Raw genomic sequence first — 24,135 nt, forward strand, 5'->3', positions numbered from 1 at the left:
GTCCGCCATTATCCCATCTCCTTTTCGCGTCCGGGGATGGCAAGCTGGCCGGGTGGAACTGCCTGTCGCGGCGCACGTGCCGCACCTCGGCCAAGTCGTCCCGTCCGTGCTTTCCGCCCTCGGCGCCGCGGAGTTCGCCAACTCCCTGAGCCTGGTCGAGGCCTCCAGCGCCGGTGTCCTGCTCATCGACGGTCTCGGCTGGGAACTGCTGGCCGACCACGCCGCCGACGCGCCCGTGCTCACGCACCTGGCGAAGTCGCCTTTGCGGGTCGGGTTCCCGGCGACGACGGCCGCCGGTCTCGGCGCGATCGGCACCGGGCTGGCCTCGGGGGAGCACGGCCTGGTCGGCTACAGCTTCGAGGTGCCGGGCGCGGGCGTCCTGAACGCGTTGCGCTGGAGCAGCCATGTGGACGGCGGCGATCTCCGCGGCGCGTTGCCGCCACGCGAGGTGCAGCCGCTGCCGACGACGTTCGAGCGCGCGGCGGCCGCCGGGATCACGACCAGCGTGGTGTCTTCGGCGAAGTTCGCCGACACCGCCTTGACCCGCGCGACGCAGTCCGGAGGCCGCTACATCGGCGTCCACGCGCTCGGCGACCTGGCCGCCTGCATCCTGCACTGTCTCGAAGCGAGGCCGGCGTTCTGCTGGGGCTATCACAGCGAACTCGACATGCTGGGCCACATCTACGGGCCGGGTTCGCCACCGTGGCGGATGCAGCTGCGGCACGTCGACAGGCTGGTCGAGTCCATCGTGGACGGTCTGCCGTCCGGCGCGCTCCTCGCGGTCGTGGCCGACCACGGCATGGTGACCGTCGAGGGCGCGCTCGACATCGACGACACCCCCGCGCTGCTCGGCGGCGTCCGGGCCATCGGAGGCGAGGTCCGGGCGCGGCACGTCTACATCGAACCGGGCGCGGAGGCCGACGTCCTGGCGGCTTGGCGCGACGTCATCGGTGACCGTGCGTGGACCCTCTCGCGCGACGAGGCCGTCGAGGCGGGGTGGTTCGGGCCGGTCGCCGACCGGGTCCGGCCGCGCATCGGCGACGTCGTCGTGGCGGCGAAGGGGCGTTTCGGGCTCGTGCGGGAACTGGCCGAGGCCGTCGAGTCCTCCCTGGTCGGTCAGCACGGCTCGCTGACCCCGGCCGAACAGCTCGTCCCGCTGGTCCTCGCCCGCGGCTGACCCCGCGAAACGCGTCAGGCGGGCTTCCGGGCCGAGAACTTCACGGAGCGCTTCGGGACGTGGTCGACCTTGATGTCGGTGAACCCGGCGTCGGTGAGCCGGGGCCAGACCGAAACCGGGTCGAGCGCGTTCATCGTGTCGCCGATGTGGAGGAGCCGGAACGGCAGGCTCTCCAGGCTGTCGATCGCGCGCAGGACACCGCCCGGGCGCAGCACGCGGAACGCCTCGGCGAAGATCGCGTCCTGAAGCGCCGTCGTCGGCACGTGGTGCAGCATCGTGAAGCAGACGACCGCCGAGAACTCGCCGTCCTCGAACGGCAGCGCGGCGCCGTCGCCCTGGACGATCCGCACCCGGCCGTCGAACTCCCGTTTCAGGAGCTCCGCCGACGCCTCGTCGATCTCGACGGCGGTGAGCTCCGGGACGAGTCCCACGAGAGCGCGGGTGGTGGCGCCGAAGCCGGGCCCGATCTCCAGGACGGAGTCGCCGAGGTCGAACCCGGCGACGTTGCCCGGCATCTCGGCGGCGACGGCCTTCGCCCACAGCGCGGAACTGCACAATTTGCGGTGCACCAGGTTCATCGGCATGAATCCGAAGCTAACGGTGACCGGTAGGCGATAGGCTGCCAACCGATGTCGAATATCGGACTCCTTCCGCCGATGTCGACGGCGATGGTGCTCGGCGAGATGGACCTGCCCGCCGGCACCTGGCTCCCGTGGCACGAGCACGACGGCCACCAGCTCGCCTGGGCGGCCCGCGGGATCCTGAGCGTGAATGTCGGCGAGCGGCACTGGGTGCTGCCGCCGACGCGGGCGCTGTGGATCCCCGCCGGTGTCGTGCACCGGACCGGGGCCACCGCGCAGACCGTGCTGCGCGGGATCTACGCCGCCCGGGACCGGTGCCCGGTGCGCTGGACCGCGCCGACGCTCGTCGCCGTCCGGCCGCTGCTGCGGGAACTGCTGGAGCACCTCGGCGCGGCCGGCCTCGCCGACGACGCGCGCCGCCGGGCCGAGGCCGTCGCCTTCGACCTGCTCGAACCGGTCGACGTCGTGCCGATCACCGTGCCGATGCCGTCCGACGAACGGGCCCTGACCGTCGCGCGGGCGGTGATCGCCGATCCGGCGGACCGCCGCGGACTCGCGGATTTCGCGCACGACGCGGGGGCGAGCGAACGCACGCTCGCGAGGCTGTTCCTCACCGAATGCCGGACGACGTTCGGCACGTGGCGGGTGCAGGCCCGGTTGCGCGCGTCGCTGCCGCTGCTCGCCGAGGGCATGCCGCTGACCGCGGTCTCCCGCCGGATCGGCTACTCCTCGCCGAGCGCGTTCGTCGTCGCCTTCCGCCGGGCGGTCGGTGTGACGCCGGGCGCCTACTTCGACGGCTAGCCCGGCATGATCCGCCTTGCGTCACGCGTGATCGGGCAGCGGTCACGCGTGTTCCGGCGGCGATCACGTGTGTTCCGGCGGCCGGCACGCCCGCGGCCCGACGCCGCCATACGCCTCCCTCCGGTCCCGGTCCCGGTCCCGCCTTCCGTCACGCGTGCCGGAAGGCGGGACACGTGTGATCCGGTGGACGACACGTGTGATCGGACGGACGACACGCGTGCGGCGGGGGCCAGATACCGTCTCGGGCGTGCCCCGACGTAATCGGCCCGACCGCGGTGGACGCCCCGACCTGGGCGCGTCGACCGGCTGGGCGCGCTCCGAATCGTCGGCCGACGGCGAATGGCTGGTCCGGACGGTGCCCGGCGCGCAGGCCACCAAGAACTACCGGTGTCCCGGCTGCGACCACGAGATCCGGCCGGGGACCCCGCATCTGGTCGCCTGGCCCGCCGACGACACCGGCGGGGTCGCCGACCGCCGCCACTGGCACAAGGCGTGCTGGGAAGCCCGGTCCCGGCGAAGGCCAGGTCGTTGGTGACCCAGCCGTTGGTGACTCAGCCGCTGGTGATTCGGCGCCGCAGGTGCAGTGAAGGTTCTCCCTCGTATTCCTCCTCCGTGTGGACCTTGAAGCCGAGCCGCTCGGCGACCCGGACCGACGGTTCGTTGGACACCATGATGTTGGCGATCACCGGGACGTCCGGGATCTCCCGCTCCGCCCACTCGACGACGGCCGCCGCCATCTCCGTCGCGTAGCCCTTGCCCCAGGTGGACGGCCAGAAGCGGTACGCGAGGTTCAGCACGCGCTCGCCGTTCCATTCGTGATACCGGACGCCGCCGAACCCGAGGATCACCTCGGGATCGTCCAAAGCGGACACCACGAGATAACCGAAGCCGTTCTCGGCCCATTGCTTCAGCCAGGCGTCGTAAAGCTCGTTCGCGCCCTCGACGGTGTGCGGCACCGGGTTGAACTTGTTCGTCTCCGGATCGGCCTGGAGCGCGACGATGTTCTCGCGATCCGCCTCGCGCAGCCGCCGCAGGAGCAGCCTCGCCGTCTTGATGTCTGTCAGCACGGATCTGACGGTAGCGCCAGGGTGCGACAGAATTATCGCCATGAAGGATCTCCCGCTGGTACTGCTGCACGCCTTCCCCGTCGACGCCCGGATGTGGGACGGGGTGCGAGCGCCCCTCTCGGAACGCCTGCGGCTGATCACCCCCGACCAGCGCGGCCTCGGCCGCAGCCCGCTGCCCGAGACCGACCGGGAGCCGAACCTGGATGACGCCGCCCGCGACGTCGTGGCACTGCTCGACCGGCTCGAACTGGACAAGGTCGTTCTCGGCGGCTGTTCGATGGGCGGCTATCTGACGATGGCGGTGCTGCGTCTCGCGCCGGAACGCGTGGGCGGGCTGGTGTTCATCGACACGAAGGCGACGGCCGACACCTCCGAGGCGGCGCAGGCCCGGCACGACGTCGCGGCCCGGGTCGAGGCGGAAGGCGCGGGTTGGATGCCCGAGGCCGTCACGCCCGGACTGCTCGCGGAAAAGGCCGCGCCGGAGGTCGCGGAACGGCTTCGCGAACTGATCGCGACGCAGCCGCCGTCGGGGATCGCGTGGGCGGCGCGCGCGATGGCCGCCCGGCCCGATTCGCTCGAAACACTGCGCTCGGCGGACGTGCCGGCACTGGTCGTGGTCGGCGAGGAGGACGGCCTGACCCCGCTGGAAGCGGCGAACACGCTGGTGGAAACGCTGCCGGACGCCACACTGGTCGTGCTGCCGGAGGCGGGGCATCTGACGCCACTGGAGGATCCGGCCGGAGTCGTCGAAGCGATCTTGGGCTGGTACCCCGCATGAGAAGCGTTTCCCTCGCCCCTTTAAAGGTATAGCGGACAGGGGGACTTGCGGCAAGCCCCCATTCCCGGTCCACAATTCCCGCCTTCACGTATTCGCCGAAGGGGGATTCTCATGCGTGTGCTCCTGTCCACGATCGGGACGAGGGGTGAGGTGCAGCCGCTGGTGGCGCTGGCGGTGCGCTTGCGGGAACTCGGCCACGAGACCCGGCTCTGCGCGCCGCCGGATTTCCGTGACTGGGCGGAAGGTCTCGGGATCTCTTTCGTGCCGCTGGGCCCGGAACTCCGGTCGACGGCGAAGCCGGATTCCGCGATGACCAAGGCGATGGCGTCCCCCGAAGGGCGGCGCCGGCTGGCCGAGGCCATGGTCGTCGGCCAGTTCGGGACGATGCCGGAGGCGGCCGAGGGCTGCGACGCCGTGGTCGCGGGAATGGCTTTGAACATCGCCGCCCATTCGGTGGCCGAGCGAAAAGGGATTCCCTATTTCTTCACCGCCTATTGCCCGATAACGCTGCCTTCCCTGCATCATCGTCCGCCCGTCTTCGCGGAATGGGCGCCGAAGAATCCCGACGCCGCCATCCCGGCGTTGTGGGCCTACGACGCGGAACGGTGGAACGAGCAGTGGGGCGGCGTGCTCGACGCGCAGCGGAAACTGCTCGGCCTGCCGCCGGTCGAGGACGTCCGGGGACACATCTTCACCGAGGAGCCGTGGCTGGCCGCCGATCCGGTCCTGGCGCCGTGGCGGGGACCGTCGGCGCTGGACGTGCACCAGACCGGCGCCTGGCTCCTGCCGGACGACAGTCCGCTGTCCCCGGACCTGGAGGCGTTCCTCGACGCCGGGGAGCCGCCGGTCTACTTCGGATTCGGGAGCATCCGCGCGCCGGAGGAGATCGCGAAGGCGATGATCGAGGCGGCGCGGGCGCACGGACGGCGGGCGATCGTGTTCCGCGGCTGGACCGAGCTGGCGCTGGTCGACGACGAACCCGACTGTCTCGCCATCGGGGACGTCAACCAGCAGGCGCTCTTCCCGCGCGTCGCGGCGGTCGTGCATCACGGCGGCGCCGGGACGACCACGGCGGCGACCCGGGCCGGGGTGCCGCAGGTGCTCGTTCCGCAGACGTTCGACCAGCCGTACTTCGCGGAGCGCGTCCGCGACCTCGGGGTGGGGACCTCGATCTCGGGGGAGCCGTCCGCCGAGGCGCTGACGCTCGCTTTGGGGGAGGTGCTTCGGCCCGACGTCGCTTCGCGCGCCGCTCAAGTCGCCGGTGAAGTGCGGACCGACGGTGTCGACGTGGCGGCGAACCTCCTGCTTAGGTGACTAAATGCGGGAGAAGTAGCGCTCCAGGGCCGCTTCGGCCTCCCCGAGCCGCTCCGGGAACCGCTGCGCGATGACGAACCGCCAGGGGATCTCGAACAACCGCCGCAACGCGATGAACGGCTCCAGCGATTCGGGCTCGACAGCCGCCGGGTACGCGTCCAAAGTCTCGCGACCGGCTTCCGCGTAGAGCACGCCGAGGTCCCAGCCGAGCGGTCCGCGCCAGGTGTCCTCGAAGTCGAGCCAGCACGGCCCGGCCGCCGTCGCGACGACGTTCCCCCGATGGGCGTCACCGTGCAGCGGCCGGGCATCGTCCGACGGCAGGGCCGCCGCCACCCGTTCGAGCTCTTCGTACAGCCGGGGGGCCGCATCGCCCGCGAGGGAGCCGTGCCGGTCGAGCAGCGTCCGGAGCTCACGGACGGGTCCGAGTGCGGGCAGCTCACCGGGATAGTCCGCGAGCGCGTCGTGCACCCGGGCGAGCGAAACCGCCACCTCGCGCGGCGACAGCGTGTGCCCCGGTTCGTGCGGCGTGTAATGCCAGAGAGTGACCGGCAGGCCGTCGGCGAAATGCGGTCCGGCCGGGGGATCCGTGGTGGGTGAGACGACGAGCACATCACGCTCCGTGAGGTGCTTCGACAGCGCGACGTCGCGCGCGAGCCAGTCCACCGGGGAGGCTCGGGCGAAGCGCGTCGTGCCCGGCACCCGCGCCACCACCGGACCCAGTCTTACCAGCACGTTCGACTTGAAATGGAGCACCTGGGGAGCCCCCGTCGGAAGCCCGAACCGGTCACCGACAGCGATGGCCGCGGCCACGCCCGCGCGTGTGTGTTCGTCGGTCACGGCGCGATCTTGCCAGCCGGTGCGCGCGACGGTGGGTAGTGAGGGCTACGATCCCCACTAGCCGCCGTAATGGGTCCCGAACCCGGTCGACGGCAGAACATTGACCACCACAAGGTTTGAGTGTTGGAGGCAGGAGTGACGGCCGTAGCCCCCAAGCCGATCGCCACGCGCCCGTATCCCGCGCGCGAGTCGGTTAAGGGTTCGTACCTGCTGCGGTTGTTCCGCACGACGGACCACAAGCAAATCGGCATCATGTACCTGGTCACGTCGTTCGCCTTCTTCATGGTGGGCGGCGCGATGGCGATGCTGATCCGCTCCGAGCTGGCGCGTCCCGGGCAGCAGTTCCTTTCGCAGGAGCAGTACAACCAGCTGTTCACGATGCACGGCACGATCATGCTGCTGCTGTACGCGACGCCGATCCTCTTCGGATTCGCGAACTTCGTGCTGCCGCTGCAGATCGGTTCGCCCGACGTGGCCTTCCCGCGGCTGAACGCGTTCTCGTACTGGCTGTACCTCTTCGGCGGCCTGATCGTGATGTCCGGCTTCCTGACCCCGGGTGGCGCCGCCGACTTCGGCTGGTTCGCCTACACCCCGCTGTCGGACGCCATCCACTCGCCCGGCGTCGGCGCCGACCTGTGGATCGCCGGTCTGGTCGTGTCGGGTCTCGGCACCATCCTCGGTGGCGTCAACATGATCACCACGGTGGTCTGCCTGCGCGCCCCGGGTATGACGATGTACCGGATGCCGATCTTCACCTGGAACATCCTGGTCACCAGCATCCTGATCCTGCTGGCGTTCCCGATCCTGACCGCGGCGCTGATGGGCCTGCTGGCGGACCGGCATCTCGGGGCGCATGTGTTCGACCCCGCGAACGGCGGCGTGATCCTCTGGCAACACCTCTTCTGGTTCTTCGGCCATCCAGAGGTCTATATCGTGGCCCTACCGTTCTTCGGGATCGTGTCGGAGATCTTCCCGGTCTTCAGCCGCAAGCCGATCTTCGGATACAAGGGCCTGGTCTGGGCGACGCTGGCGATCGCCGCGCTGTCGGTGGCCGTGTGGGCGCACCACATGTACGCGACCGGCGCCGTGCTGCTGCCGTTCTTCTCCTTCATGACCTTCCTGATCGCGGTCCCGACCGGCGTGAAGTTCTTCAACTGGATCGGCACGATGTGGAAGGGCCAGCTGTCCTTCGAGACGCCGATGATCTTCTCGATGGGCTTCATCGTCACGTTCCTCTTCGGCGGTCTGACCGGCATCATGCTGGCCGCGCCGGCGATCGACTTCCACGTGTCGGACAGCTACTTCGTCGTCGCGCACTTCCACTACGTGCTCTACGGCACGATCGTGTTCGCCACGTTCGCCGGGATCTACTTCTGGTTCCCGAAGATCACCGGCCGCATGATGGACGAGAAGCTCGGCAAGTGGCACTTCTGGACCACGTTCATCGGCTTCCACGCGACGTTCCTCGTGCAGCACTGGCTGGGTGCCGAGGGCATGCCGCGCCGGTACGCGGACTACCTGCAGTCCGACGGGTTCACGACGCTGAACACGATCTCCACGATCGGCGCGTACATCCTCGGTGCCTCGACGCTGCCGTTCATCTGGAACGTCTTCAAGAGCTACCGGTACGGCGAGATCGTCACGGTGGACGACCCGTGGGGCTACGGCAACTCGCTCGAATGGGCGACTTCCTGCCCGCCGCCGCGGCACAACTTCACCGAGCTGCCGCGGATCCGTTCCGAGCGTCCGGCGTTCGAACTGCACTACCCGCATATGGTCGAGCGCATCCACAAGGAGGGTGAGATCGGCTTCTTCGGGAAGCAGAAGGTCAACACCCACCGGGCGCCGTCCCAGGTGCTCACCGACGCGGCCATGCCGGGTGACCACTCCAAGGACAACGCCAGCGAGCAGTGACCCGATAAGCGGAAATGGCGCGTGCCCTGCCTCACACCGAGGCAAGGCACGCGCCTTTTTTCTGCCCGGCTGAGGGAGACTGACCCCCGTGACGCAGACACCAGTTCTCATCACCACCACCGGTCCCGACAAGCCGGGCGTGTCCTCGGTGCTGTTCGCCGTGCTTTCACGCCACGACGTCGACGTCCTCGACGTCGAGCAGGTGGTCATCCGCGGTCAGCTGGTGCTCGGCGTGCTCGCCGGCGTCTACCGCGACCCCGAGGGCCTGCAGGAATACGTCGAGCAGGCGATGGCGTCGGTCGGCATGGAGGTCGAGGTGAAGATCGGTTCGGCCATCGGCGCCGACCCGTTCGCCATCGGACAGAAGGACTCGACGCACGTCCTGCTGATGCTCGGCCGCCCGGTGACCGCGCGCGCGTTCTCCGACGTCGCGCGCCGCCTCGCCGCGCTGGACGTCAACATCGACTCGATCCGCAGTGTCGCCGACTACCCGGTCACCGGGCTGGAGCTGTACGCCTCGCTCGCCCAAGACACCCCGGAGGCCGACGCCGCGCTGCGCACCGCGCTGGCGGACGCCGCCGTCGAGGCCGGGATCGACATCTCCGTCGAGCGCGCCGGGCTCGCCCGCCGCGCCAAGCGCCTGGTCGTCTTCGACGTCGATTCCACGCTCATCCAGGGCGAGGTCATCGAGATGCTCGGCGCGCACGCCGGCGTCGAACCGCAGGTCCGCGAGATCACCGAGGCCGCGATGCGCGGCGAGCTGAACTTCGGCGAGTCGCTGGAACGCCGCGTCGCGCTGTTGGAAGGCCTCCCGGAGACGGTGCTCCACGAGGTCGCCGCGTCGATCGAGCTCACCCCGGGCGCCCGCACGACCATCCGCACGCTGAAGCGGATGGGATTCCGCTGCGGTGTCGTTTCGGGCGGGTTCACCAAGATCATCGATTCCCTCGTGGACGACCTCGGCCTCGACTTCGCCGCCGCGAACGAGCTCGAAGTGGTCGACGGCAAGCTCACCGGCCGCGTCGTCGGGGAGATCGTCGACCGCGAGGGCAAGGCGAAGGCGCTTCGCCGCTTCGCCGAGGAGTACGAGATCTCGCTGCAGCAGTGCGTCGCGGTCGGTGACGGCGCGAACGACATCGACATGCTGTCGGTCGCCGGGATGGGTGTCGCCTTCAACGCGAAGCCGGCGCTGCGCGAGGTCGCCGACACCGCGCTTTCGCACCCGTACCTCGACGCCGTGCTGTTCCTGCTCGGCGTCACCAGGGCCGAGATCGAGGCGGCCGACGCGGCCGACGGTCTCGAACTTTCCCGGCCATGAGCGTCCTGGAACCACTGGCCGCGCGCTACGCGTACTGGCTGGGGCTGCCCGCCGAGGACACGGTGGACACCTCCGACGAGGATCCCGCCGAGGTCCGCGCCATGCCGGTGATCCTGCGGATGGAACGCGCCGAACCGCCGTCCCGGACCGCGTTGCTGGAGGCCGCCGCGGCGGCCGCGGTCGCGGTCTGTCTCGACGAACGCGCCGCGCCCGAGGGGGAATGGCACGAACCGCTCAAGGCGTGGGTCGACGGCCGGATCCGCAAGGTCGCCCGGCGGGCGCGCGGCGCGCACTGGCAGGCGGTCCAGGAACTGCCGGGCATCACGATCGAGGTCGACGGCGCCGAGGCCAGGGCACTGGTCCCCGGCCGTGTCGTCGATACGCCGAAAGAGGTCTCCCGGCTCCAGATCTCCGGGAGCGAGCTCCCCGCCGACGAGCCGGGACCCGCGCCGGACGGGCTCCCGCGGTTGCTGCTGAACCCCGAGGTCGCGATGACCGTCGGCAAGGGCGCCGCGCAGGTCGGGCACGCGACGATGATCCTGGCTTCGCTGCTGGACGAGGCCGAGCGGGCGGCCTGGGCCGAGACCGGGTTCCGGTGCTCGGTGCGGAACCCGCCGGTCGCGATCTGGAAGGCGTTGTGCCCGGTCGAGGATCCCGAGGGCTCGTGGCGCCGTGACGGTGTCGTCGCGGTCCGCGACGCCGGTTTCACCGAAGTCGATCCCGGAACAGTCACGGTCCTCGCCCAAAGGGCTTGAGCTTTTATACTCCCCGCATGGGTGACCGGCTGATTGCCGGGCGCTATCGCTTGGAGGAGCGGATCGGCGCCGGGGGTATGGGTGTCGTCTGGCGTGCCACCGACCAGGACCTGGGCCGGGTGGTCGCGCTCAAGCGCTCGCAGGCCGGGGACAGCGGCCAGATCCGGCGCGAGGCGCGGATCGGCGCGGGCCTGCACCACCCGAACGTGGTCACCGTGTTCGACGCCGTGATCGACGGTGACGACCGCTGGCTCGTCATGGAGTACCTGCCGTCGCGCAGCCTCGCCGACATCATCGACGCCGAAGGGCCGCTTTCCCCTGGCAAAGTGGCGAAGATCGGCGTCCAGCTCGCGTCGGCGCTCGCGGCGATGCACGAGAAGGGCATGGTCCACCGCGACCTCAAACCGGGCAACGTCCTGGTGGCCGAGGACGGCACCGCCAAACTCACCGACCTCGGCATCGCGCAGTGGGCCGAGGTCACCCGCACCGGCGGCGGCCTCGACGTCGGGACGCCCGGCTACGTCGCGCCCGAGATGGCCGAAGGGCAGCAGGCGGGCGCCGCCGCGGACGTGTTCTCGCTCGGCGCGACGCTGTTCACCGCCGTCGAGGGCACTTCGGTGTGGGGAGACGCGAGCGTCGGACCGTTCGTCCAGCTCCGGCGCGCGACCTCGTACACCCTGGAGCCGATCCGCCGGGCGGGACCGCTGGCGTCGGTGCTGACCGAGTTGCTGCGGCGCAAACCCGCCGGGCGGCCGGACGCCGTCCGCGCCACCGAACTGCTGTCCGAGGTCGCGGACGTCACCGTGCCCATCCGGTCGCGGCGGTTCCGGATCACCCGGCGGGCCGTCGCGATCGGAGCCGCCGCGACCGCGCTCGTGCTGGCCGGTGGCCTGGTCTACGTCACGCGGGAACCGGCGTCCGTGGCGGCCGCCACGAGCCCGATGGACTCGGTCGGCGACCCGCGGACGGCGGACCCCTGCGCGCTGGTGGATCCGTCCGTGCTGAAGAAGTTCGGCGCTCCCCAGCTGGACACCGCCGACGGCACCTTCAACTCCTGCGGGGTCCAGCTGCGCATGAGCCCCGACGACGGGGACATCGTCGACGTCCGGCTCGAACTGACGATTCCGGGGTCGCCGATGCTGGACAAGCCGGCGCCCGGGCAGCTGATCGTGCGCGAACTGCCGAGCGACACCGAAGAGAAGTGCCAGCGGGCCATCCCGCTGCCGGACGGCAACCAGGTCTGGGTGCACGCCCGGCACCTCCGGAACTGGCACGCGCACCTGTGCGACTTCGTCGACCCGATCGCCGCGAACGCGGTGGCCCTGCTGAACCGGGAGCAGCTCAAGCGCCGTCCCGTGCCGTTCCCCGCCGGGACGCTCGGGAGTCTCGACGCCTGCGCGCTGGGCGGGAACCTGCCGCGGGCGATCGTCGGCGGTCCGGCCACGCCGGATCCGGTCTTCGGCAACTGGGAGTGCTACTGGAACCATCGCGAGACCGAGGTGACGATCCGGTTCGAGCGGGAGTGGGCACCCTTCGAAGACGACGGCAGGCGCGTCGCTCTCGGATCGCGGGAAGCCTTCGTCGAAGTCTCGGACGAGTGGAAGGCTTGTCAGGCGGAGATCCCGCACCGGACGTTCACCGGCGACGGTCGTGCCATGATCGAGACGGTGGAGATCTACGTTTCGGACAAGGTCAAGCGGCCGGCGGAGATGTGCCCGGCCGCGGAACGGCTCGCCGGCGAGATCGCCCCCAGGCTGCCGCCCCTCTGAAGGGAAAGCGGAGCAGGGTCGTTTGTTCGGAAGGTGACCACATACGTGAACCCGCCCTGGCCGAAGGCCCCGCTATCGCGGTGGCAGGACGTCCCGATCGCCCCGGTGACGGGGAAGACCAGGTCACGTCCTGCCGGCGTCGATCGCGGACGAGGGTTCACCGACAGACACTGAAGGAGTCAAGCGTGTCTTTGGAAGTCCAGCGCGACGGTGAGCACCTGTTCATCGGCCGCAACGAACGCGGTGCCGAGGTCGTGATCGGCCGCAAGGGCGCCGAGGGCGCCTTCTCGCCCGCGGAACTGCTTCAGATCGCGGCGGCGGGCTGCTCGGCCGTCACCGCCGAGAACCTCATCACGCGCCGGATCGGGGAGGACTCGAAGTTCCGGGTCGGCGTGACCGCGGACAGGCGCGAAGACGCTTCGGAACTCGACGCCGTCCATGTGGCTTTCGACGTCGACGTGTCCTCGCTCGCCGTTAAAGACCGGGAGGCGCTCGCGACGGCTGTCGACCGCGCCATCGAGCGGCTGTGCACGGTGAGCCGGACGCTCAAGAAGGGCATCCCGGTCACGGAGAGCTTCCCCGTCGAGTAAGGCATCCCCGGATGTCATGAAAGGGTCGTTCAAGACGTTTTTTGTCCTGAACGACCCTTTCATGACATGGGGTCTCAGTGCTTCGCGGCGTGGCCTTCGGCGCTCCAGACCACGTACGCCTCGTCGGCGTCGGTGGTCATGGCCTCGATGAACTTCTCGTTGTCGAAGCCCGGCAACGTTTGCAGCCGCTCGATGAGCGCGTCGGCGGCCGGGTCGCCGCTGGGGATCGCGGTGCCCTTCCCGTCGGTGCCGGCGAGCATGAAGAAGACGTCTTCCTTCCACGGGCCTTCAGGGATCACTCTGACCACCACAGCGGACAGCTCGGACCACTTGACGGCTTCCTCGCTTCCGTCCGCGAGCTGGCGCCGCACCCCGGTGTCATCGACGCTGACGGTCCGGGATTGTGCGCTGGGCGACTCGTGGGACAACCGGTTCTCCCTGTCTTCGGCGTTCCGTTCACGGTACTCGGCCGTGTTCCAGGCCACTCAGGCCGGGGCGGCGGCGTCGAGGCGGCGCAGCGCGTCCCGGGCGACCTTCGGGTCCATGGTCGGCCAGAACGGCGGCAGCGAGGCGCGCAGGAATCCGCCGTAGCGGGCGGTGGCCAGGCGCGAGTCCAGGATCGCCACGACACCGCGATCGGTGACCGAGCGGTGCAGCCGTCCGGTGCCCTGGGCGAGCAGCAACGCGGCGTGCGTGGCCGCGACGGTGAGGAAACCGTTGCCGCCCCTGGCTTCCACGGCTCGCTGCCGTGCCGACGAGACCGGATCGTCCGGGCGCGGGAACGGGATCCTGTCGACCACCACGAGCTGGAGCGACGGACCGGGCACGTCGACGCCCTGCCACAGCGACAGCGTGCCGAACAGACAGGTGCGCGCGTCCTCGGAGAACTTCTGCACCAGCAGGCCGGTGGCGTCGTCGCCCTGGCAGAGGATCGGCAGGTCGAGCCGCTCCCGCATCTCCTCGGTGGCCTGTTTCGCCGCGCGCATCGAGGAGAACAGGCCGAGCGTGCGCCCGCCCGCGGCCTCGATCAGCTCGGCCAGCTCGTCCATCGTCGAGGGCTGCAGCCCGTCCCGGCCCGGCGGCGGCAGATGTTTGGCCAGGTAGAGGATGCCGTTGCGTTTGTGGTCGAACGGGGAGCCGACGTCGAGGCCGGTCCACTTCGGGCCGTCTGCGTCGTCGGTGTCGGCAGGGGCGGCCTTGTCGGTCGCCGCGCCCGGCGCCTTCTCGACCCTGGCCCCGCCCGGCGGGAGACCCCACTGCCGGGCCATGGTGTCGAACGTGCCGCCCAGGGTCAGCGTCGCCGACGTGAGGACGGTCGTGTGCTGGTTGAAGACCCTCTCCCGCAGCAGGCCCGCGACACCCAGCGGAGCGACCTTCAGCGCGGGCGGGCGCGGGTTCGTGGAGAAGCGGTCGCCGGTCAGCCAGACGACGTCACGCTGGTGCGCCTTGTCGTCGTCGAAGGCTTCGAGCAGGCGGACGGCGGTGTCGTGGACCTCTTCGAGCAGCGACCGCGCCAGTTTGCGGGCGGTGGCCTCGTCGACGTCTTCCTTGCGGTCCTTGCCGAGGGAGGTGAGGCAGCGGTGCGCGGCGTCGCGGACCGCGGGGATCGCGCCGGTGAGGGCCTGCGGCAGCGAGTCCATGCGGCCGGACGGCAGGTCGTCGAGGATCAGGGCCAGCCCGTCGCTCGCTTCCAGCAGCTGATCCGCCACCTCGTCGTCGACCAGCTTCCCGCAGCGCCGGGCGGCGGCCGAGACCATGCCGCTGGTCAGCTCGCCCGTCGCCACCGAGGTCACGCGGTCGACGAGGTCGTGCGCCTCGTCGATGATCACCAGGTCGTGTTCCGGGAGCACCTGGTAGCCCTGCAGCGCGTCGATCGCCAGCAGCGCGTGGTTGGTGATCACGATGTCGGCCTTGCCCGCCTCGGCGCGAGAGCGTTCCGCGAAGCAGTCCGTGCCGATGGGGCAGCGTGAGGCGCCCAGGCATTCCTTGGCCGTGACGGACACTTGGCGCCACGCCTGGTCCGAGACGCCGGGGACCAGCTCGTCACGGTCTCCGGTCTCGGTGTCGGACGACCATTCCCGCAGCCGCGTGACCTCCTTGCCCAGCCGGGAGACGGCGAACGGGTCGAACAGCTGCTGATCCTCCGGCTCGTCCGGGGCGCCGGAATCGAGCCGGTGGAGGCAGAGGTAGTTACGGCGGCCCTTGAGGATCGCGAAGGTGGGTTCGCGGCCCAGAGGCTTCTTGAGGGCCTTCGCCAGCCGGGGGAGATCCCTGTCGACCAGCTGGCGCTGCAGCGCGATGGTGGCCGTGGAGACCACGACCGTCGCCTCCTTCTCGACCGCGTGCCGGATCGCGGGAACGAGATAGGCCAACGACTTCCCGGTGCCGGTGCCCGCCTGGACGGCCAGATGCTCGCCGGTCCGGATGGCGCGGCCGACGGCGTCCGCCATCTGGACCTGGCCCTCGCGCTCGGCACCGCCCACGGACTCGACCGCGTGGGTCAGGAGTTCGAGGACACCGGGGAAATCAGCACGGGAGGGCACGGGACAAGACGATAGCCGGGGGCACCGTCAAGATCGTCCGCCCCGTGTCATGAAAGGGTCGTTCAAGACGTTTTTCGTCTTGAACGACCCTTTCATGACATCCTGCGGGTGACCGAAAGGGCCGGTCACGACTCCTTGCGGAAGCGCGACACCAGCGCCCAGGTGCCCGGAAGCAGCGCGGCCGCGACGGCGATCTTCAGCGCGTCACCGATCAGGAACGGCACGACACCCTTTTCGAGCGCGGTCGACAGGCCGTACCCTGTCGACGCCATCAGCCACGGCACGCCCACCGAGTAGATCGCGAGGTTGCCCAGCACCATCGTCCCCGCCGTCCGCAGCGGAGTGCGGTCCCCGCCGCGGCCCGCGAGCGCGCCCACCAGCGCGCCGGCGAAGACGAAGCCGACGATGTAGCCCGCGCTGGCGCCGAACAGGCCCGACGAGCCGTTCTGGAACCAGCCGAAACCGGCCGCGCCGACGGCGAGGTACAGCGCCATCGACAGCGCGCCGCGCTTCCAGCCCAGCGCCGCGCCGACGAACAGGGCGGCGAACGTCTGGCCGGTCATCGGCACCGGCGAGCCGGGCACCGGGATCAGGATCTGGGCGGCCGCGCCGGTCAGGGCGGCGCCACCGGCGACCAGGACGGCGTCACGGACCAGCGCGCCGGGAACGAGGTCGGCGAGAACCGGACGGGAACCGGCCACGGACAGCGAAGACACTCAGACCTCCTATGAGTACACGAATGTGAACCGAGGTTAACGGCAGAAGCCGGGCCTTGGACCGAATGTCGGCCACCTCACGGTCATGGCCCGTCCACTCGTCCGGGTGGCATGGTCCTGCGCGGGCCGGGCTCTTGGTGGAGGCTGCCGGACATGAGGAAACCCGTTTCGAGGCTGTTGTCGGTGACGATGCTGACCGGGGCGCTGGTGACGGGGGGCCCGGCGATCGCGTCGGCCGATCCGGCGCCCGCGACGGCGTCCGCGTCGGTCGGTTCGCTCGACGTGGAGATCGGCGACGAGCACGTCGTCACGGGCGAGCTCGCGCCGTGCGACGTCGACGGTCCCTTGACCGCGAAGACCCAGGGCGGCTCGACCGGTGACTTCGCCCGGTTCGGCGGGGGCGAGTCGCGGTGCGGCCGGACCGGTCCCACCGCCGTCGCCGAGGCGGCCGGGCGGCGGTTCGAGACCACCCTGCTCAAGCGGTTCGGCGGCCCGGTGATCAAGGTCCGCACGTTCATGGCGAAATGCAGCACCACCAAGGACGGCAGCCTCGGCTACATCGAGTTCGGCGACGTCACCGGGTTCACGCTGCCGGAGAACATCCCGCAGAACTACCGGCTGACCATCGCCGGCGGCAAGGGCGGGACGGCGCTGGCGTCGCTCACGGTCAACGAGACCGTCACGCCGACGCCGCCCGACGGGAGTCTCGTGACGCACATGCTGCACATCAAGCTGTTCCCGCAGGGCGGCGGACCGGCGAAGGGCGACATCTACCTCGGGACCGCGACCTGCGACCCCTACGGCAAGAAGAAGCCTTAACTCGCTTCGCGCGCCCGGGATGTCATGAGGGGTCCCCATAGGACGGAAAATGTCCTACGGGGACCCCTCATGACACTTCGCGAGCTGAAAGCCCTAAACGCGCGAGACGTACTTCGCGGCCGCGGCGACGAACTCGCTCGCCCGGGTCGCCAGATCCGTCAGCGACCCGCCGGAGGCGAGCGCGTCACCGAGCAGCGGCGTGGCGGCCGCGACGGCGATCGAACCCGCTTCGAGGTACTTTCCGACCTCGGCCAGGTGGACGCCGCCGGTCGGCACGATCGGGATGTCCGGCATCGGCGCCCGGATCGCCCGCAGGTAGGCGATCCCGCCGACGGCGGCGATCGGGAACACCTTCACCGCCGCGGCGCCGAGGCGCCAGGCCTGGTCGATCTCGGTGGGCGTCAGCGCGCCGCAGATCACCGGCAGCCCGCGTTCGTGCGCGCGTTCCAGCACCAGCGGGTTCACCGTCGGCGTGACCAGGAAGGTCGCGCCCGCGTCCGCCGAGAGGTCCACATCGGACACCTCACGGACGCTCCCGGCGCCGACATGCGCGTCGTCGCCGAGCTTCTTGCGGATGGTCGTGATGGCGTCCGCGGCGCCCGGCGTGGTCAACGCCGCTTCGAGCACCCGCACTCCCGCCGCGTGCAGCACCGTCGCGGCGTCCGCGAACCGGCTCGCGTCCGCGGCCCGCAGGATCGCGACGAGCCGGTTCTCGATCAGGGTGTCCTGGAGGTCGTGCTGGATCATGCGGCCGGGACCGGCGCCTTCCCGGTGTAGGTGACGCCGGCCTCGTCGAAGTCCTTGAGCGCGGCGTCGACCGTCGGCTGCGAACCGCCGACGGTGAGATCCAGCAGCACTCGCACCTTGAAGCCCGCCTTCGCCGCGTCGAGCGCCGTCGCGCGGACGCAGAAGTCGGCCGCGATGCCGACGACGTCGACCTCGGTGACGTCGCGCTCCTTCAGCCACGTGTCGAGCGTCTTGCCGTCGCGCGCGTTGCCCTCGAAACCGGAGTACGCGGCGGAGTACTCGCCCTTGGAGAAGACCTCGCTGATCGGGACCACGTCGAGCGCGGGGTGGAACGAAGCACCGGAGGTGCCCGCGACGCAGTGACGCGGCCAGCTGTCCTTGAAGTCCGGCGTCTCGCTGAAGTGGTCGCCCGGGTCGATGTGATAGTCGCGGGTGGCGACGACGTGCACGTAGCCGCCTTCCGCGGCCTGCTTGGAGATCGCTTCGGCGGCGGCGGCGCCACCGGGCAGGCCGAGCGACCCGCCTTCGCAGAAGTCGTTCTGCACATCGACCACGATCAAGGCGGTCCCCATGTGTTGCTCCTGAGTTCTCTTTAGACGAATACGGTCGGGATGGCGGGCTCCCCGTGCGAGAGCTTGAGCCCTTCCCACGGCAGGCTCACCAGCGCCCGCCGAAGCCGCTGGCGCGCGTCGTCCAGCGTGGGCAAATCATCCACCGTCCGGCCGTCCCGGACCAGCGGAATCTGCAATTCGTGGTCGTTCGGTCCCCGTTCCGGTACCACCGAGCCGGCGGTCCAGATCACCTCTTCGACGGCGGTGCCGGTCTCGCGGTGCCGTCGCAGCGCGGATTTCCGTCCGCCGCGGGATTCCTTGTGCGCGCTGCGCTTGGCGACCGGCTTGCCGTCGACCTCGACGAGCTTGTAGACCATGCCGGCGGTCGGCGCGCCGGAGCCGGTGACGACCGAGGTCCCGACGCCGTACGCGTCGACCGGTTCCGCCCGCAGTGCCGCGATGGCGTGTTCGTCGAGGTCGCCGGACACCACGATGCGGGTGTCCTTGGCGCCGAGGGAGTCCAGCTGCTCGCGGGCCTTGCGGGCCAGCGGGCCCACGTCGCCGGAGTCGATGCGGATCGCGCCGAGCTCGGTCCCGGCCACCCGCACGGCGGTCTCGATGCCCTTGGTGATGTCGTAGGTGTCCACCAGGAGCGTGGTGTCGGCGCCCATCTTGTCGACCTGCGCGCGGAACGCCTCTTCCTCGCTGTCGTGCAGCAACATGAACGCGTGCGCGACGGTGCCCCGCGTCGGGATGCCGTACCGGCGCCCCGCTTCGAGGTTGGAGGTCGTCGCGAACCCGGACAGGTACGAGGCCCGCGCGGCGGCGACGGCGGCCCACTCGTGCGTGCGGCGCCCGCCCATCTCGATGATCGGCCTGCCGTGCGCGGCGCCCGACATCCGTGCCGCCGCGGACGCGATCGCGCTGTCGTGGTTGAGGATCGACAGGATCAGCGTCTCCAGTACGACGGCCTCGCCGAAGGAACCGGTGACGGTCAGGATCGGCGAGCCGGGGAAGTAGAGCTCGCCCTCGGTGTAACCGTCGATGTTCCCTGAGAAGGAGTAGTCCGCGAGCCACGAAAGAGTGGCGTCGTCGACGACGGCCGTCGCTTCCAGCTGGCTCAGCTCGGCGTCGGTGAACCGGAAGTCGGCGATCGCGTCGAGGACTCGCCCGGTGCCCGCGACTACGCCGTAGCGACGGCCGTCGGGCAGACGACGTGCGAAGACCTCGAAGACACACGGCCGGTCCGCGGTCCCGTCGGACAGGGCGCTGGCCAGCATGGTCAGCTCGTAGTGGTCGGTGAGCAGCGCGGTGCCGGCGCCAGTGGCCGCCTCGGGGAAACCCATGCCGCCAGCCTATTCACCCACATGGCCGGACCTGCCAACCCGTACCGGGTTGGGCCCGTGACACCATGGAGTGCATGTCCACGCCTGTCGCATCCGAGCAGACGCAGGTTGATCCACAGGGAGTAGAGGTCGTCTCTGAGGACAAGCCCTGGCGGACGGTCGTCTGGAACGATCCGGTGAACCTCATGTCGTACGTGACGTACGTGTTCCAGAAGCTGTTCGGATACAGCCGGGACCACGCGACGAAGCTGATGCTCGACGTGCACCAGAAGGGCAAGGCGATCGTGTCCTCCGGTTCCAAGGAGAAGGTGGAGACCGACGTCGCGAAACTGCACGCGGCCGGCCTCTGGGCCACTATGGAGCAGCCTTCATGAACGGATGGCGCCGTAAGGGCGAAACCATCGTCGCCGGGTTCGAGCAGCAAGAGGCCGCGGTCCTGCGCGGTCTGGTCAGCCAGCTGGAGGACATGCTCACCGCGCGCGCCGAGGAGGCGCCGCAGGACGAGCTGGCGGAGCTGACCGGGATCCGGACCGGACCGACGGAGTCGCCGGACGATCCGGTGCTTTCGCGGCTGCTGCCGGACTTCCACAAGCTGGACCCGGACAACCCGACCCGCGAGGACCTCGACTCCGCCGCCGCGATGCGGTCGCTCCACGAGCCCGATCTGCTGGACAAGAAGGTCGGCGTCGCCAAGATCGTGCTGGACACCCTGCCGCGTGACGGCGGGAACGTGCGGCTGACCTTCGAGCAGGCCGACGCGTGGCTGGGCGCGCTCAACGACGTCCGGCTGGCGCTGGGCACCGCGCTCGACGTCACCGAGGACATGCCCGACGAACTGCCCGAGGACGATCCCCGCGCGCCGCATCTCGGCGTCTACCACTGGCTGACGTGGGTGCAGGAGACCCTCATCCAGTCGCTGACCTCGTGATCACCGACGTTCCCGGCGTAATGGTCGGGCACCACGAGCGGGTCGGCGACGGCTGGGCGACCGGGACGACGGTCGTGCTGGTCCCCGGTGGCGCCGTCGGTGCCGTCGACCAGCGCGGCGGCGCGCCGGGCACGCGGGAGACCAATCTGCTGGAGCCGGAGAACCTGGTCCAGCACGTCAACGCGATCTGCCTCTCCGGAGGGAGCGCGTACGGCCTGGCCGCGGCGGACGGCGTCATGCGCTGGCTCGCCGAGCGGAACCTGGGGATCCCGGTCGGCACGGAACCGCACGAGGTGGTGCCGATCGTGCCCGCGGCGGTGCTGTTCGACCTGCCGCGCGGGGACTGGGGCAACCGGCCGGACGCTTCCTTCGGTTACGCGGCTTGCGAAGCGGCTGTCGGGGGGCCTGTGCGGCTGGGGACCGTCGGGGCGGGCGCCGGGGCGAAGGCGGGATCACTCAAAGGCGGGATCGGGACCGCTTCGGAGCGCGTCGGCGAGTTCACCGTCGGCGTCGTCGCCGCCGTGAACGCCGCCGGCGAGGCCGTCGACCTCTCGACCGGCCGGCCCTACGCGGCGGATCACGAGGTCGACGGCGAGTTCGGCGTCCGCTGGCCCGACCGGCCCGGCGACGTCGAGGCGAAGGCGGCGGGGCTCAACACGACCATCGGCGTCGTCGCCGTCGACGCCGCGCTGTCCAAAGCGGAGGCCCGGCGGCTCGCGGTGGCCGCGCAGGACGGTCTCGCCAGGGCGGTCCGCCCGGCGCACACGATGTTCGACGGCGACACGGTGTTCGCGCTGGCGACCGGCGACCGGGAACTGCCCGGCGGCGCGGGGCCCGTCGCCGCGGCACAGCGCGCGATGGTGCTGGACACGCTGTGCTCGGCCGCGGCCCGGGTGTTCGGGCGGGCGATGGTGCACGGCGTGCTTTCGGCCACCTCGGCCGGGGACATGCGCGCGTACCGCGACGTCTGGCCCGAAGCCCTCGCGGCGAGTGAGTAACGACGGACGGGTGCGGGCGATCAAGCCGGCATGCGTCAAGGGGAATCGTGGATCATCGAGATCCACAACGACCACATCAACACTCATGCGGGCGTCACGCTGGTGCTGAGCGAAGTGCTCGGATACGCCACCGAGACCGCGTACCGGGTCGCCGGCGACATCGACCGTAGCGGCCGCGTGGACCTGACTCCCTGCCCCTGGGAGCAAGGCGAGAAAGTGGTCGCCGCGCTGCAGGTCCACGGCCTCCGCGCGAGGCTCCGGCATGCGTGACGAGGCACGTGCCGTCCGCGAAGGTGACGGCGTTCGGCTCGACCTGACGGAGAACCTGGCCGGAGTGCTGCGGGCGATTCTGGTCGATTTCGCCGAGGCCCTGGTGTCGCGGGCGGAAAACGTCCAGGACGACAGGTTGTTCCCCGACGCCTATCGCAAGAAGGCGGACAGCGACGGTTTTCGAGAGCGCCACGGCGCTCGGATGCGCGCCGAAGTCCAGGCCACCCTCGAAAGTGTGCTCGCACGGTGGCCGGACGGTACGACCTTCGTCCTCGACCGGGCAGGGGTCCGCGACCTGCGGCTCGTGCACGCTCAGGCCAGGTACCTGCGCCGCCCCAGGTGGAAGGCTCGGCGGCCGGAGGACTTCCTCGCCCGGCGAGACCACGAGGTGAAGTCCGTCTGGCTCGGCTCGCTCGACAACGTGATCACGACGGCGCTCCTCGTCGATCCCGCCGAGCCGGTCTCCTACACGCTCTGAGTGGCGGCAATCTCAGAGTGTGGACCGGCCGCGTCCAGCACCTAAGATGTGCGATGTGCTCCGGATCCGCCGTGAACTCGTCGACGAGATCGTCGCCCATGCCCGTCGTGACCACCCCGATGAGGCGTGCGGGGTGATCGCCGGTCCCGAGGGGTCGGACAGCCCCGAGCGGTTCATCCCGATGGTCAACGCCGCCCGGTCGCCGACGTTCTACCAGTTCGACTCGATGGACCAGCTCAGGCTGCACCGCGAGCTGGAAGCGAACGGCGAGGTCGCGGTGGTCATCTACCACTCGCACACCGCCACGGACGCCTACCCGTCGCGCACAGATGTCTCGATCGCCTCGGAACCCGACGCGCACTACGTGCTCGTCTCCACCAAGGACCCCGATTCGCACCAGTTCCGGTCTTACCGGATCGTGGACGGGGAGATCACCGAGGAGCCCGTCGAGATCATCGGCTGAACCGCCGTCCGGAATAACCCGGACCGGCCCGAACGTCTGCGTAGTAGAGAACCCACCGGAGGTAGAAAACCATGGCCGTGACCGTCTCCATCCCGACCATCCTGCGTACGCACACCGGCGGCGAGAAGTCCGTCGAGGCGACCGGCAAGACCGTGCTCGAGGTGATCGACGACATCGAGTCCCGCCACGGCGGCCTCAAGGCCCGCCTGGTGAAGGAAGAGAAGCTGCACCGCTTCGTCAACGTCTACGTCAACGACGAGGACGTCCGCTTCTCCGGTGGCCTCGAGGCCGAGGTCAAGGACGGCGACACCCTGACCATCCTGCCCGCCGTGGCCGGTGGCTGATCGATGGCTCGCTTCGAGTCGCTGCTCGACGCGCTCGGCGGCACCCCGCTGGTCGGTCTTCCCCGGCTTTCGCCCACCCACGACGTGCGGTTGTGGGCGAAGCTGGAGGACCGCAACCCGACCGGTTCGATCAAGGATCGCCCCGCGCTGGCGATGATCGAGGCCGCCGAGCGTGAAGGCACCCTCCGGCGCGGCTCCACCATCCTGGAGCCGACGTCGGGGAACACCGGGATCGCGCTCGCCATGGCCGCGAAGCTCAAGGGCTACGGCCTGGTGTGCGTCATGCCGGAGAACACCTCCACCGAACGCAAGCAGCTGCTGCAGGCGTACGGCGCGAGGATCGTCTTCTCCCCGGCCGCGGGTGGGTCCAACGAGGCCGTGCGCCGGGCGAAGGAGCTGGCCGAGGCCAACCCGGACTGGGTCATGCTCTATCAGTACGGCAACCCGGCCAACGCCGACGCGCACTACCGCGGCACCGGACCCGAACTGCTCAAGGACCTGCCGACGCTGACGCATTTCGTCGGCGGCCTCGGCACCACCGGCACCCTGGTCGGCGTCGGGCGCTACCTGCACGAGGCGAAGCCGGACGTGCAGATCATCGCGGCCGAACCGCGCTACGGCGAGCTGGTCTACGGCCTGCGGAACCTCGACGAGGGCTTCGTCCCGGAGCTCTACGACGCGAGTGTCCTCAACGGCCGGTACTCCGTCGGCGCGTACGACGCGCTACGCCGGACTCGCGAACTGCTGGAGCACGAAGGCATCTTCGCGGGCATCTCGACCGGTGCGGTGCTGCACGCCGCGCTGGCCGTCGCCGAGAAGGCCGCCGCCGCGGGGAAGCCCGCCGACGTGGCTTTCGTGGTCGCGGACGCGGGGTGGAAGTACCTCTCGACGGGCGCTTACTCCGGTTCGCTCGACGAAGCTGCCGAAAGGCTCGACGGGCAGCTCTGGGCCTGATCTCTGGTTTGCGGATGTCATGAAAGGGTCGTTCAGGACGTTTTTCGTCCTGTAAGACCCATTAATTACACGCGCTG

28 protein-coding genes are annotated in these 24,135 nt (G+C 70.1%); 19 read left to right on the forward strand and 9 right to left on the reverse strand.

Translation table 11 applies throughout. The features are described 5' to 3' along the window. Positions 1–52: 52 nt before the first annotated feature. Positions 53–1,177: a nucleotide pyrophosphatase/phosphodiesterase family protein gene (locus tag AB0N89_RS34685; RefSeq protein WP_364213787.1), complete on the forward strand. Its 1,125-nt coding sequence runs from the start codon at positions 53–55 to the stop codon at positions 1,175–1,177. Between the two features lie 14 nt (positions 1,178–1,191). Here the strand turns inward: AB0N89_RS34685 and AB0N89_RS34690 are convergent, their stop codons facing one another. Further along, positions 1,192–1,755, reverse strand: coding sequence for a class I SAM-dependent methyltransferase (locus AB0N89_RS34690; protein WP_364213857.1), 564 nt, complete (start codon positions 1,753–1,755; stop codon positions 1,192–1,194). A gap of 51 nt (positions 1,756–1,806) precedes the next feature. Here AB0N89_RS34690 and AB0N89_RS34695 point away from each other — a divergent pair, with 51 nt between their 5' ends. Both AB0N89_RS34695 and AB0N89_RS34700 read left to right on the forward strand, forming a co-directional pair. Beyond that, a complete protein-coding gene (locus tag AB0N89_RS34695; RefSeq protein ID WP_364213790.1) occupies positions 1,807–2,559 on the forward strand; it encodes a helix-turn-helix transcriptional regulator in 753 nt (250 codons plus the stop codon). A gap of 247 nt (positions 2,560–2,806) precedes the next feature. After that, the gene (locus tag AB0N89_RS34700) at positions 2,807–3,094 is read left to right on the forward strand and encodes a hypothetical protein (protein WP_364213793.1); all 288 of its coding nucleotides are present in this window, start codon (positions 2,807–2,809) and stop codon (positions 3,092–3,094) included. Positions 3,095–3,110: 16 nt separating this feature from the next. On the opposite strand, the gene AB0N89_RS34705 is transcribed toward AB0N89_RS34700, so the two are convergent. Continuing rightward, on the reverse strand, positions 3,111–3,668 hold the full coding sequence (locus tag AB0N89_RS34705) for a GNAT family N-acetyltransferase (RefSeq protein ID WP_364213795.1): 558 nt from the start codon (positions 3,666–3,668) through the stop codon (positions 3,111–3,113). On the opposite strand from AB0N89_RS34705, the gene AB0N89_RS34710 reads away from it, so the two are divergent. Further along, a complete protein-coding gene (locus AB0N89_RS34710) occupies positions 3,667–4,404 on the forward strand; it encodes an alpha/beta hydrolase (protein WP_364213798.1) in 738 nt (245 codons plus the stop codon). The genes AB0N89_RS34705 and AB0N89_RS34710 overlap by 2 nt on opposite strands. Positions 4,405–4,515: 111 nt before the next feature. After that, positions 4,516–5,718 (forward strand): glycosyltransferase, encoded by a 1,203-nt coding sequence (locus AB0N89_RS34715; RefSeq protein WP_364213801.1) that lies wholly within the window; start codon positions 4,516–4,518, stop codon positions 5,716–5,718. Here AB0N89_RS34715 and AB0N89_RS34720 read toward each other — a convergent pair whose 3' ends face one another. Further along, positions 5,719–6,555: a phosphotransferase gene (locus AB0N89_RS34720; protein WP_364213804.1), complete on the reverse strand. Its 837-nt coding sequence runs from the start codon at positions 6,553–6,555 to the stop codon at positions 5,719–5,721. Between the two features lie 135 nt (positions 6,556–6,690). On the opposite strand from AB0N89_RS34720, the gene ctaD reads away from it, so the two are divergent. From ctaD to AB0N89_RS34745, 5 genes are all read left to right on the forward strand, one after another. Continuing rightward, positions 6,691–8,469: a cytochrome c oxidase subunit I gene (ctaD, locus tag AB0N89_RS34725; protein ID WP_020631125.1), complete on the forward strand. Its 1,779-nt coding sequence runs from the start codon at positions 6,691–6,693 to the stop codon at positions 8,467–8,469. 88 nt (positions 8,470–8,557) lie between these two features. After that, positions 8,558–9,787, forward strand: a complete 1,230-nt coding sequence (serB, locus tag AB0N89_RS34730; RefSeq protein ID WP_364213808.1) for a phosphoserine phosphatase SerB — start codon at positions 8,558–8,560, stop codon at positions 9,785–9,787. Further along, positions 9,784–10,542, forward strand: coding sequence for a peptidyl-tRNA hydrolase (locus AB0N89_RS34735; RefSeq protein WP_364213811.1), 759 nt, complete (start codon positions 9,784–9,786; stop codon positions 10,540–10,542). The genes serB and AB0N89_RS34735 overlap by 4 nt, the downstream gene beginning before the upstream one ends. 17 nt (positions 10,543–10,559) lie before the next feature. Further along, on the forward strand, positions 10,560–12,311 hold the full coding sequence (locus AB0N89_RS34740) for a serine/threonine-protein kinase (RefSeq protein WP_364213814.1): 1,752 nt from the start codon (positions 10,560–10,562) through the stop codon (positions 12,309–12,311). 185 nt (positions 12,312–12,496) lie between these two features. Beyond that, positions 12,497–12,901 (forward strand): OsmC family protein, encoded by a 405-nt coding sequence (locus AB0N89_RS34745; protein WP_364213817.1) that lies wholly within the window; start codon positions 12,497–12,499, stop codon positions 12,899–12,901. Positions 12,902–12,975: 74 nt separating this feature from the next. Here AB0N89_RS34745 and AB0N89_RS34750 read toward each other — a convergent pair whose 3' ends face one another. From AB0N89_RS34750 to AB0N89_RS34760, 3 genes are all read right to left on the reverse strand, one after another. Continuing rightward, positions 12,976–13,329, reverse strand: a complete 354-nt coding sequence (locus AB0N89_RS34750; protein WP_364213820.1) for a hypothetical protein — start codon at positions 13,327–13,329, stop codon at positions 12,976–12,978. 57 nt (positions 13,330–13,386) lie between these two features. After that, complete coding sequence (locus AB0N89_RS34755) at positions 13,387–15,444, reverse strand: ATP-dependent DNA helicase (RefSeq protein WP_364213823.1); 2,058 nt, start codon at positions 15,442–15,444, stop codon at positions 13,387–13,389. A gap of 125 nt (positions 15,445–15,569) precedes the next feature. Continuing rightward, positions 15,570–16,160, reverse strand: a complete 591-nt coding sequence (locus AB0N89_RS34760) for a biotin transporter BioY (RefSeq protein ID WP_364213825.1) — start codon at positions 16,158–16,160, stop codon at positions 15,570–15,572. A 153-nt stretch (positions 16,161–16,313) separates the two neighbouring features. Between AB0N89_RS34760 and AB0N89_RS34765 the strand changes: the two genes are divergently transcribed. Further along, entirely contained in the window at positions 16,314–16,979 is a 666-nt protein-coding gene (locus AB0N89_RS34765) for a choice-of-anchor P family protein (RefSeq protein WP_364213828.1), read from the forward strand. 93 nt (positions 16,980–17,072) lie between these two features. Here AB0N89_RS34765 and AB0N89_RS34770 read toward each other — a convergent pair whose 3' ends face one another. Genes AB0N89_RS34770 through AB0N89_RS34780 form a run of 3 tightly spaced genes read right to left on the reverse strand, consistent with a single transcriptional unit; the run spans position 17,073 to position 19,623 of the window. Continuing rightward, entirely contained in the window at positions 17,073–17,726 is a 654-nt protein-coding gene (locus AB0N89_RS34770; protein ID WP_364213831.1) for a bifunctional 4-hydroxy-2-oxoglutarate aldolase/2-dehydro-3-deoxy-phosphogluconate aldolase, read from the reverse strand. Then, the gene (locus tag AB0N89_RS34775) at positions 17,723–18,298 is read right to left on the reverse strand and encodes an isochorismatase family protein (RefSeq protein WP_364213834.1); all 576 of its coding nucleotides are present in this window, start codon (positions 18,296–18,298) and stop codon (positions 17,723–17,725) included. The genes AB0N89_RS34770 and AB0N89_RS34775 overlap by 4 nt, the downstream gene beginning before the upstream one ends. A gap of 20 nt (positions 18,299–18,318) precedes the next feature. Continuing rightward, positions 18,319–19,623: a nicotinate phosphoribosyltransferase gene (locus tag AB0N89_RS34780; RefSeq protein WP_364213837.1), complete on the reverse strand. Its 1,305-nt coding sequence runs from the start codon at positions 19,621–19,623 to the stop codon at positions 18,319–18,321. Between the two features lie 74 nt (positions 19,624–19,697). Here AB0N89_RS34780 and clpS point away from each other — a divergent pair, with 74 nt between their 5' ends. From clpS to AB0N89_RS34820, 8 genes are all read left to right on the forward strand, one after another. Then, the gene (gene clpS / locus AB0N89_RS34785) at positions 19,698–19,997 is read left to right on the forward strand and encodes an ATP-dependent Clp protease adapter ClpS (protein ID WP_005165655.1); all 300 of its coding nucleotides are present in this window, start codon (positions 19,698–19,700) and stop codon (positions 19,995–19,997) included. Then, positions 19,994–20,551, forward strand: a complete 558-nt coding sequence (locus AB0N89_RS34790; RefSeq protein ID WP_101610188.1) for a DUF2017 domain-containing protein — start codon at positions 19,994–19,996, stop codon at positions 20,549–20,551. Before clpS ends, AB0N89_RS34790 begins: the two co-directional genes overlap by 4 nt. Beyond that, positions 20,548–21,549 carry a P1 family peptidase gene (locus AB0N89_RS34795; RefSeq protein WP_364213841.1) on the forward strand — a complete coding sequence of 334 codons (1,002 nt, stop codon included), beginning with the start codon at positions 20,548–20,550 and terminating at the stop codon, positions 21,547–21,549. The genes AB0N89_RS34790 and AB0N89_RS34795 overlap by 4 nt, the downstream gene beginning before the upstream one ends. A gap of 30 nt (positions 21,550–21,579) precedes the next feature. After that, positions 21,580–21,819, forward strand: coding sequence for an ATP-dependent Clp protease adaptor ClpS (locus AB0N89_RS34800; RefSeq protein ID WP_364213844.1), 240 nt, complete (start codon positions 21,580–21,582; stop codon positions 21,817–21,819). Further along, a complete protein-coding gene (locus AB0N89_RS34805; protein ID WP_364213847.1) occupies positions 21,812–22,297 on the forward strand; it encodes a hypothetical protein in 486 nt (161 codons plus the stop codon). The genes AB0N89_RS34800 and AB0N89_RS34805 overlap by 8 nt, the downstream gene beginning before the upstream one ends. Before the next feature lie 55 nt (positions 22,298–22,352). Next, positions 22,353–22,760: a M67 family metallopeptidase gene (locus AB0N89_RS34810; RefSeq protein WP_364213849.1), complete on the forward strand. Its 408-nt coding sequence runs from the start codon at positions 22,353–22,355 to the stop codon at positions 22,758–22,760. 71 nt (positions 22,761–22,831) lie between these two features. Beyond that, the gene (locus AB0N89_RS34815) at positions 22,832–23,104 is read left to right on the forward strand and encodes a MoaD/ThiS family protein (RefSeq protein WP_005165659.1); all 273 of its coding nucleotides are present in this window, start codon (positions 22,832–22,834) and stop codon (positions 23,102–23,104) included. A 3-nt stretch (positions 23,105–23,107) separates the two neighbouring features. After that, positions 23,108–24,058, forward strand: a complete 951-nt coding sequence (locus AB0N89_RS34820) for a cysteine synthase (RefSeq protein ID WP_034308799.1) — start codon at positions 23,108–23,110, stop codon at positions 24,056–24,058. Positions 24,059–24,135: the final 77 nt, after the last annotated feature.

The organism is Amycolatopsis sp. NPDC089917 (assembly GCF_040684635.1).
Lineage (GTDB): Bacteria > Actinomycetota > Actinomycetes > Mycobacteriales > Pseudonocardiaceae > Amycolatopsis.

Coding starts and splice junctions, on each gene's coding strand:
- AB0N89_RS34740 (WP_364213814.1), top strand. CDS start 10,560: ATGGGTGACCGGCTGATTGCCGGGCGCTATCGCTTGGAGGAGCGGATC.
- AB0N89_RS34800 (WP_364213844.1), top strand. CDS start 21,580: ATGCGTCAAGGGGAATCGTGGATCATCGAGATCCACAACGACCACATC.
- AB0N89_RS34710 (WP_364213798.1), top strand. CDS start 3,667: ATGAAGGATCTCCCGCTGGTACTGCTGCACGCCTTCCCCGTCGACGCC.
- AB0N89_RS34815 (WP_005165659.1), top strand. CDS start 22,832: ATGGCCGTGACCGTCTCCATCCCGACCATCCTGCGTACGCACACCGGC.
- AB0N89_RS34735 (WP_364213811.1), top strand. CDS start 9,784: ATGAGCGTCCTGGAACCACTGGCCGCGCGCTACGCGTACTGGCTGGGG.
- AB0N89_RS34695 (WP_364213790.1), top strand. CDS start 1,807: ATGTCGAATATCGGACTCCTTCCGCCGATGTCGACGGCGATGGTGCTC.
- AB0N89_RS34690 (WP_364213857.1), bottom strand. CDS start 1,755: ATGAACCTGGTGCACCGCAAATTGTGCAGTTCCGCGCTGTGGGCGAAG.
- AB0N89_RS34790 (WP_101610188.1), top strand. CDS start 19,994: ATGAACGGATGGCGCCGTAAGGGCGAAACCATCGTCGCCGGGTTCGAG.
- AB0N89_RS34775 (WP_364213834.1), bottom strand. CDS start 18,298: ATGGGGACCGCCTTGATCGTGGTCGATGTGCAGAACGACTTCTGCGAA.
- AB0N89_RS34770 (WP_364213831.1), bottom strand. CDS start 17,726: ATGATCCAGCACGACCTCCAGGACACCCTGATCGAGAACCGGCTCGTC.
- AB0N89_RS34780 (WP_364213837.1), bottom strand. CDS start 19,623: ATGGGTTTCCCCGAGGCGGCCACTGGCGCCGGCACCGCGCTGCTCACC.
- AB0N89_RS34765 (WP_364213828.1), top strand. CDS start 16,314: ATGAGGAAACCCGTTTCGAGGCTGTTGTCGGTGACGATGCTGACCGGG.
- AB0N89_RS34805 (WP_364213847.1), top strand. CDS start 21,812: ATGCGTGACGAGGCACGTGCCGTCCGCGAAGGTGACGGCGTTCGGCTC.
- AB0N89_RS34705 (WP_364213795.1), bottom strand. CDS start 3,668: ATGGCGATAATTCTGTCGCACCCTGGCGCTACCGTCAGATCCGTGCTG.
- clpS (WP_005165655.1), top strand. CDS start 19,698: ATGTCCACGCCTGTCGCATCCGAGCAGACGCAGGTTGATCCACAGGGA.
- AB0N89_RS34820 (WP_034308799.1), top strand. CDS start 23,108: ATGGCTCGCTTCGAGTCGCTGCTCGACGCGCTCGGCGGCACCCCGCTG.
- AB0N89_RS34715 (WP_364213801.1), top strand. CDS start 4,516: ATGCGTGTGCTCCTGTCCACGATCGGGACGAGGGGTGAGGTGCAGCCG.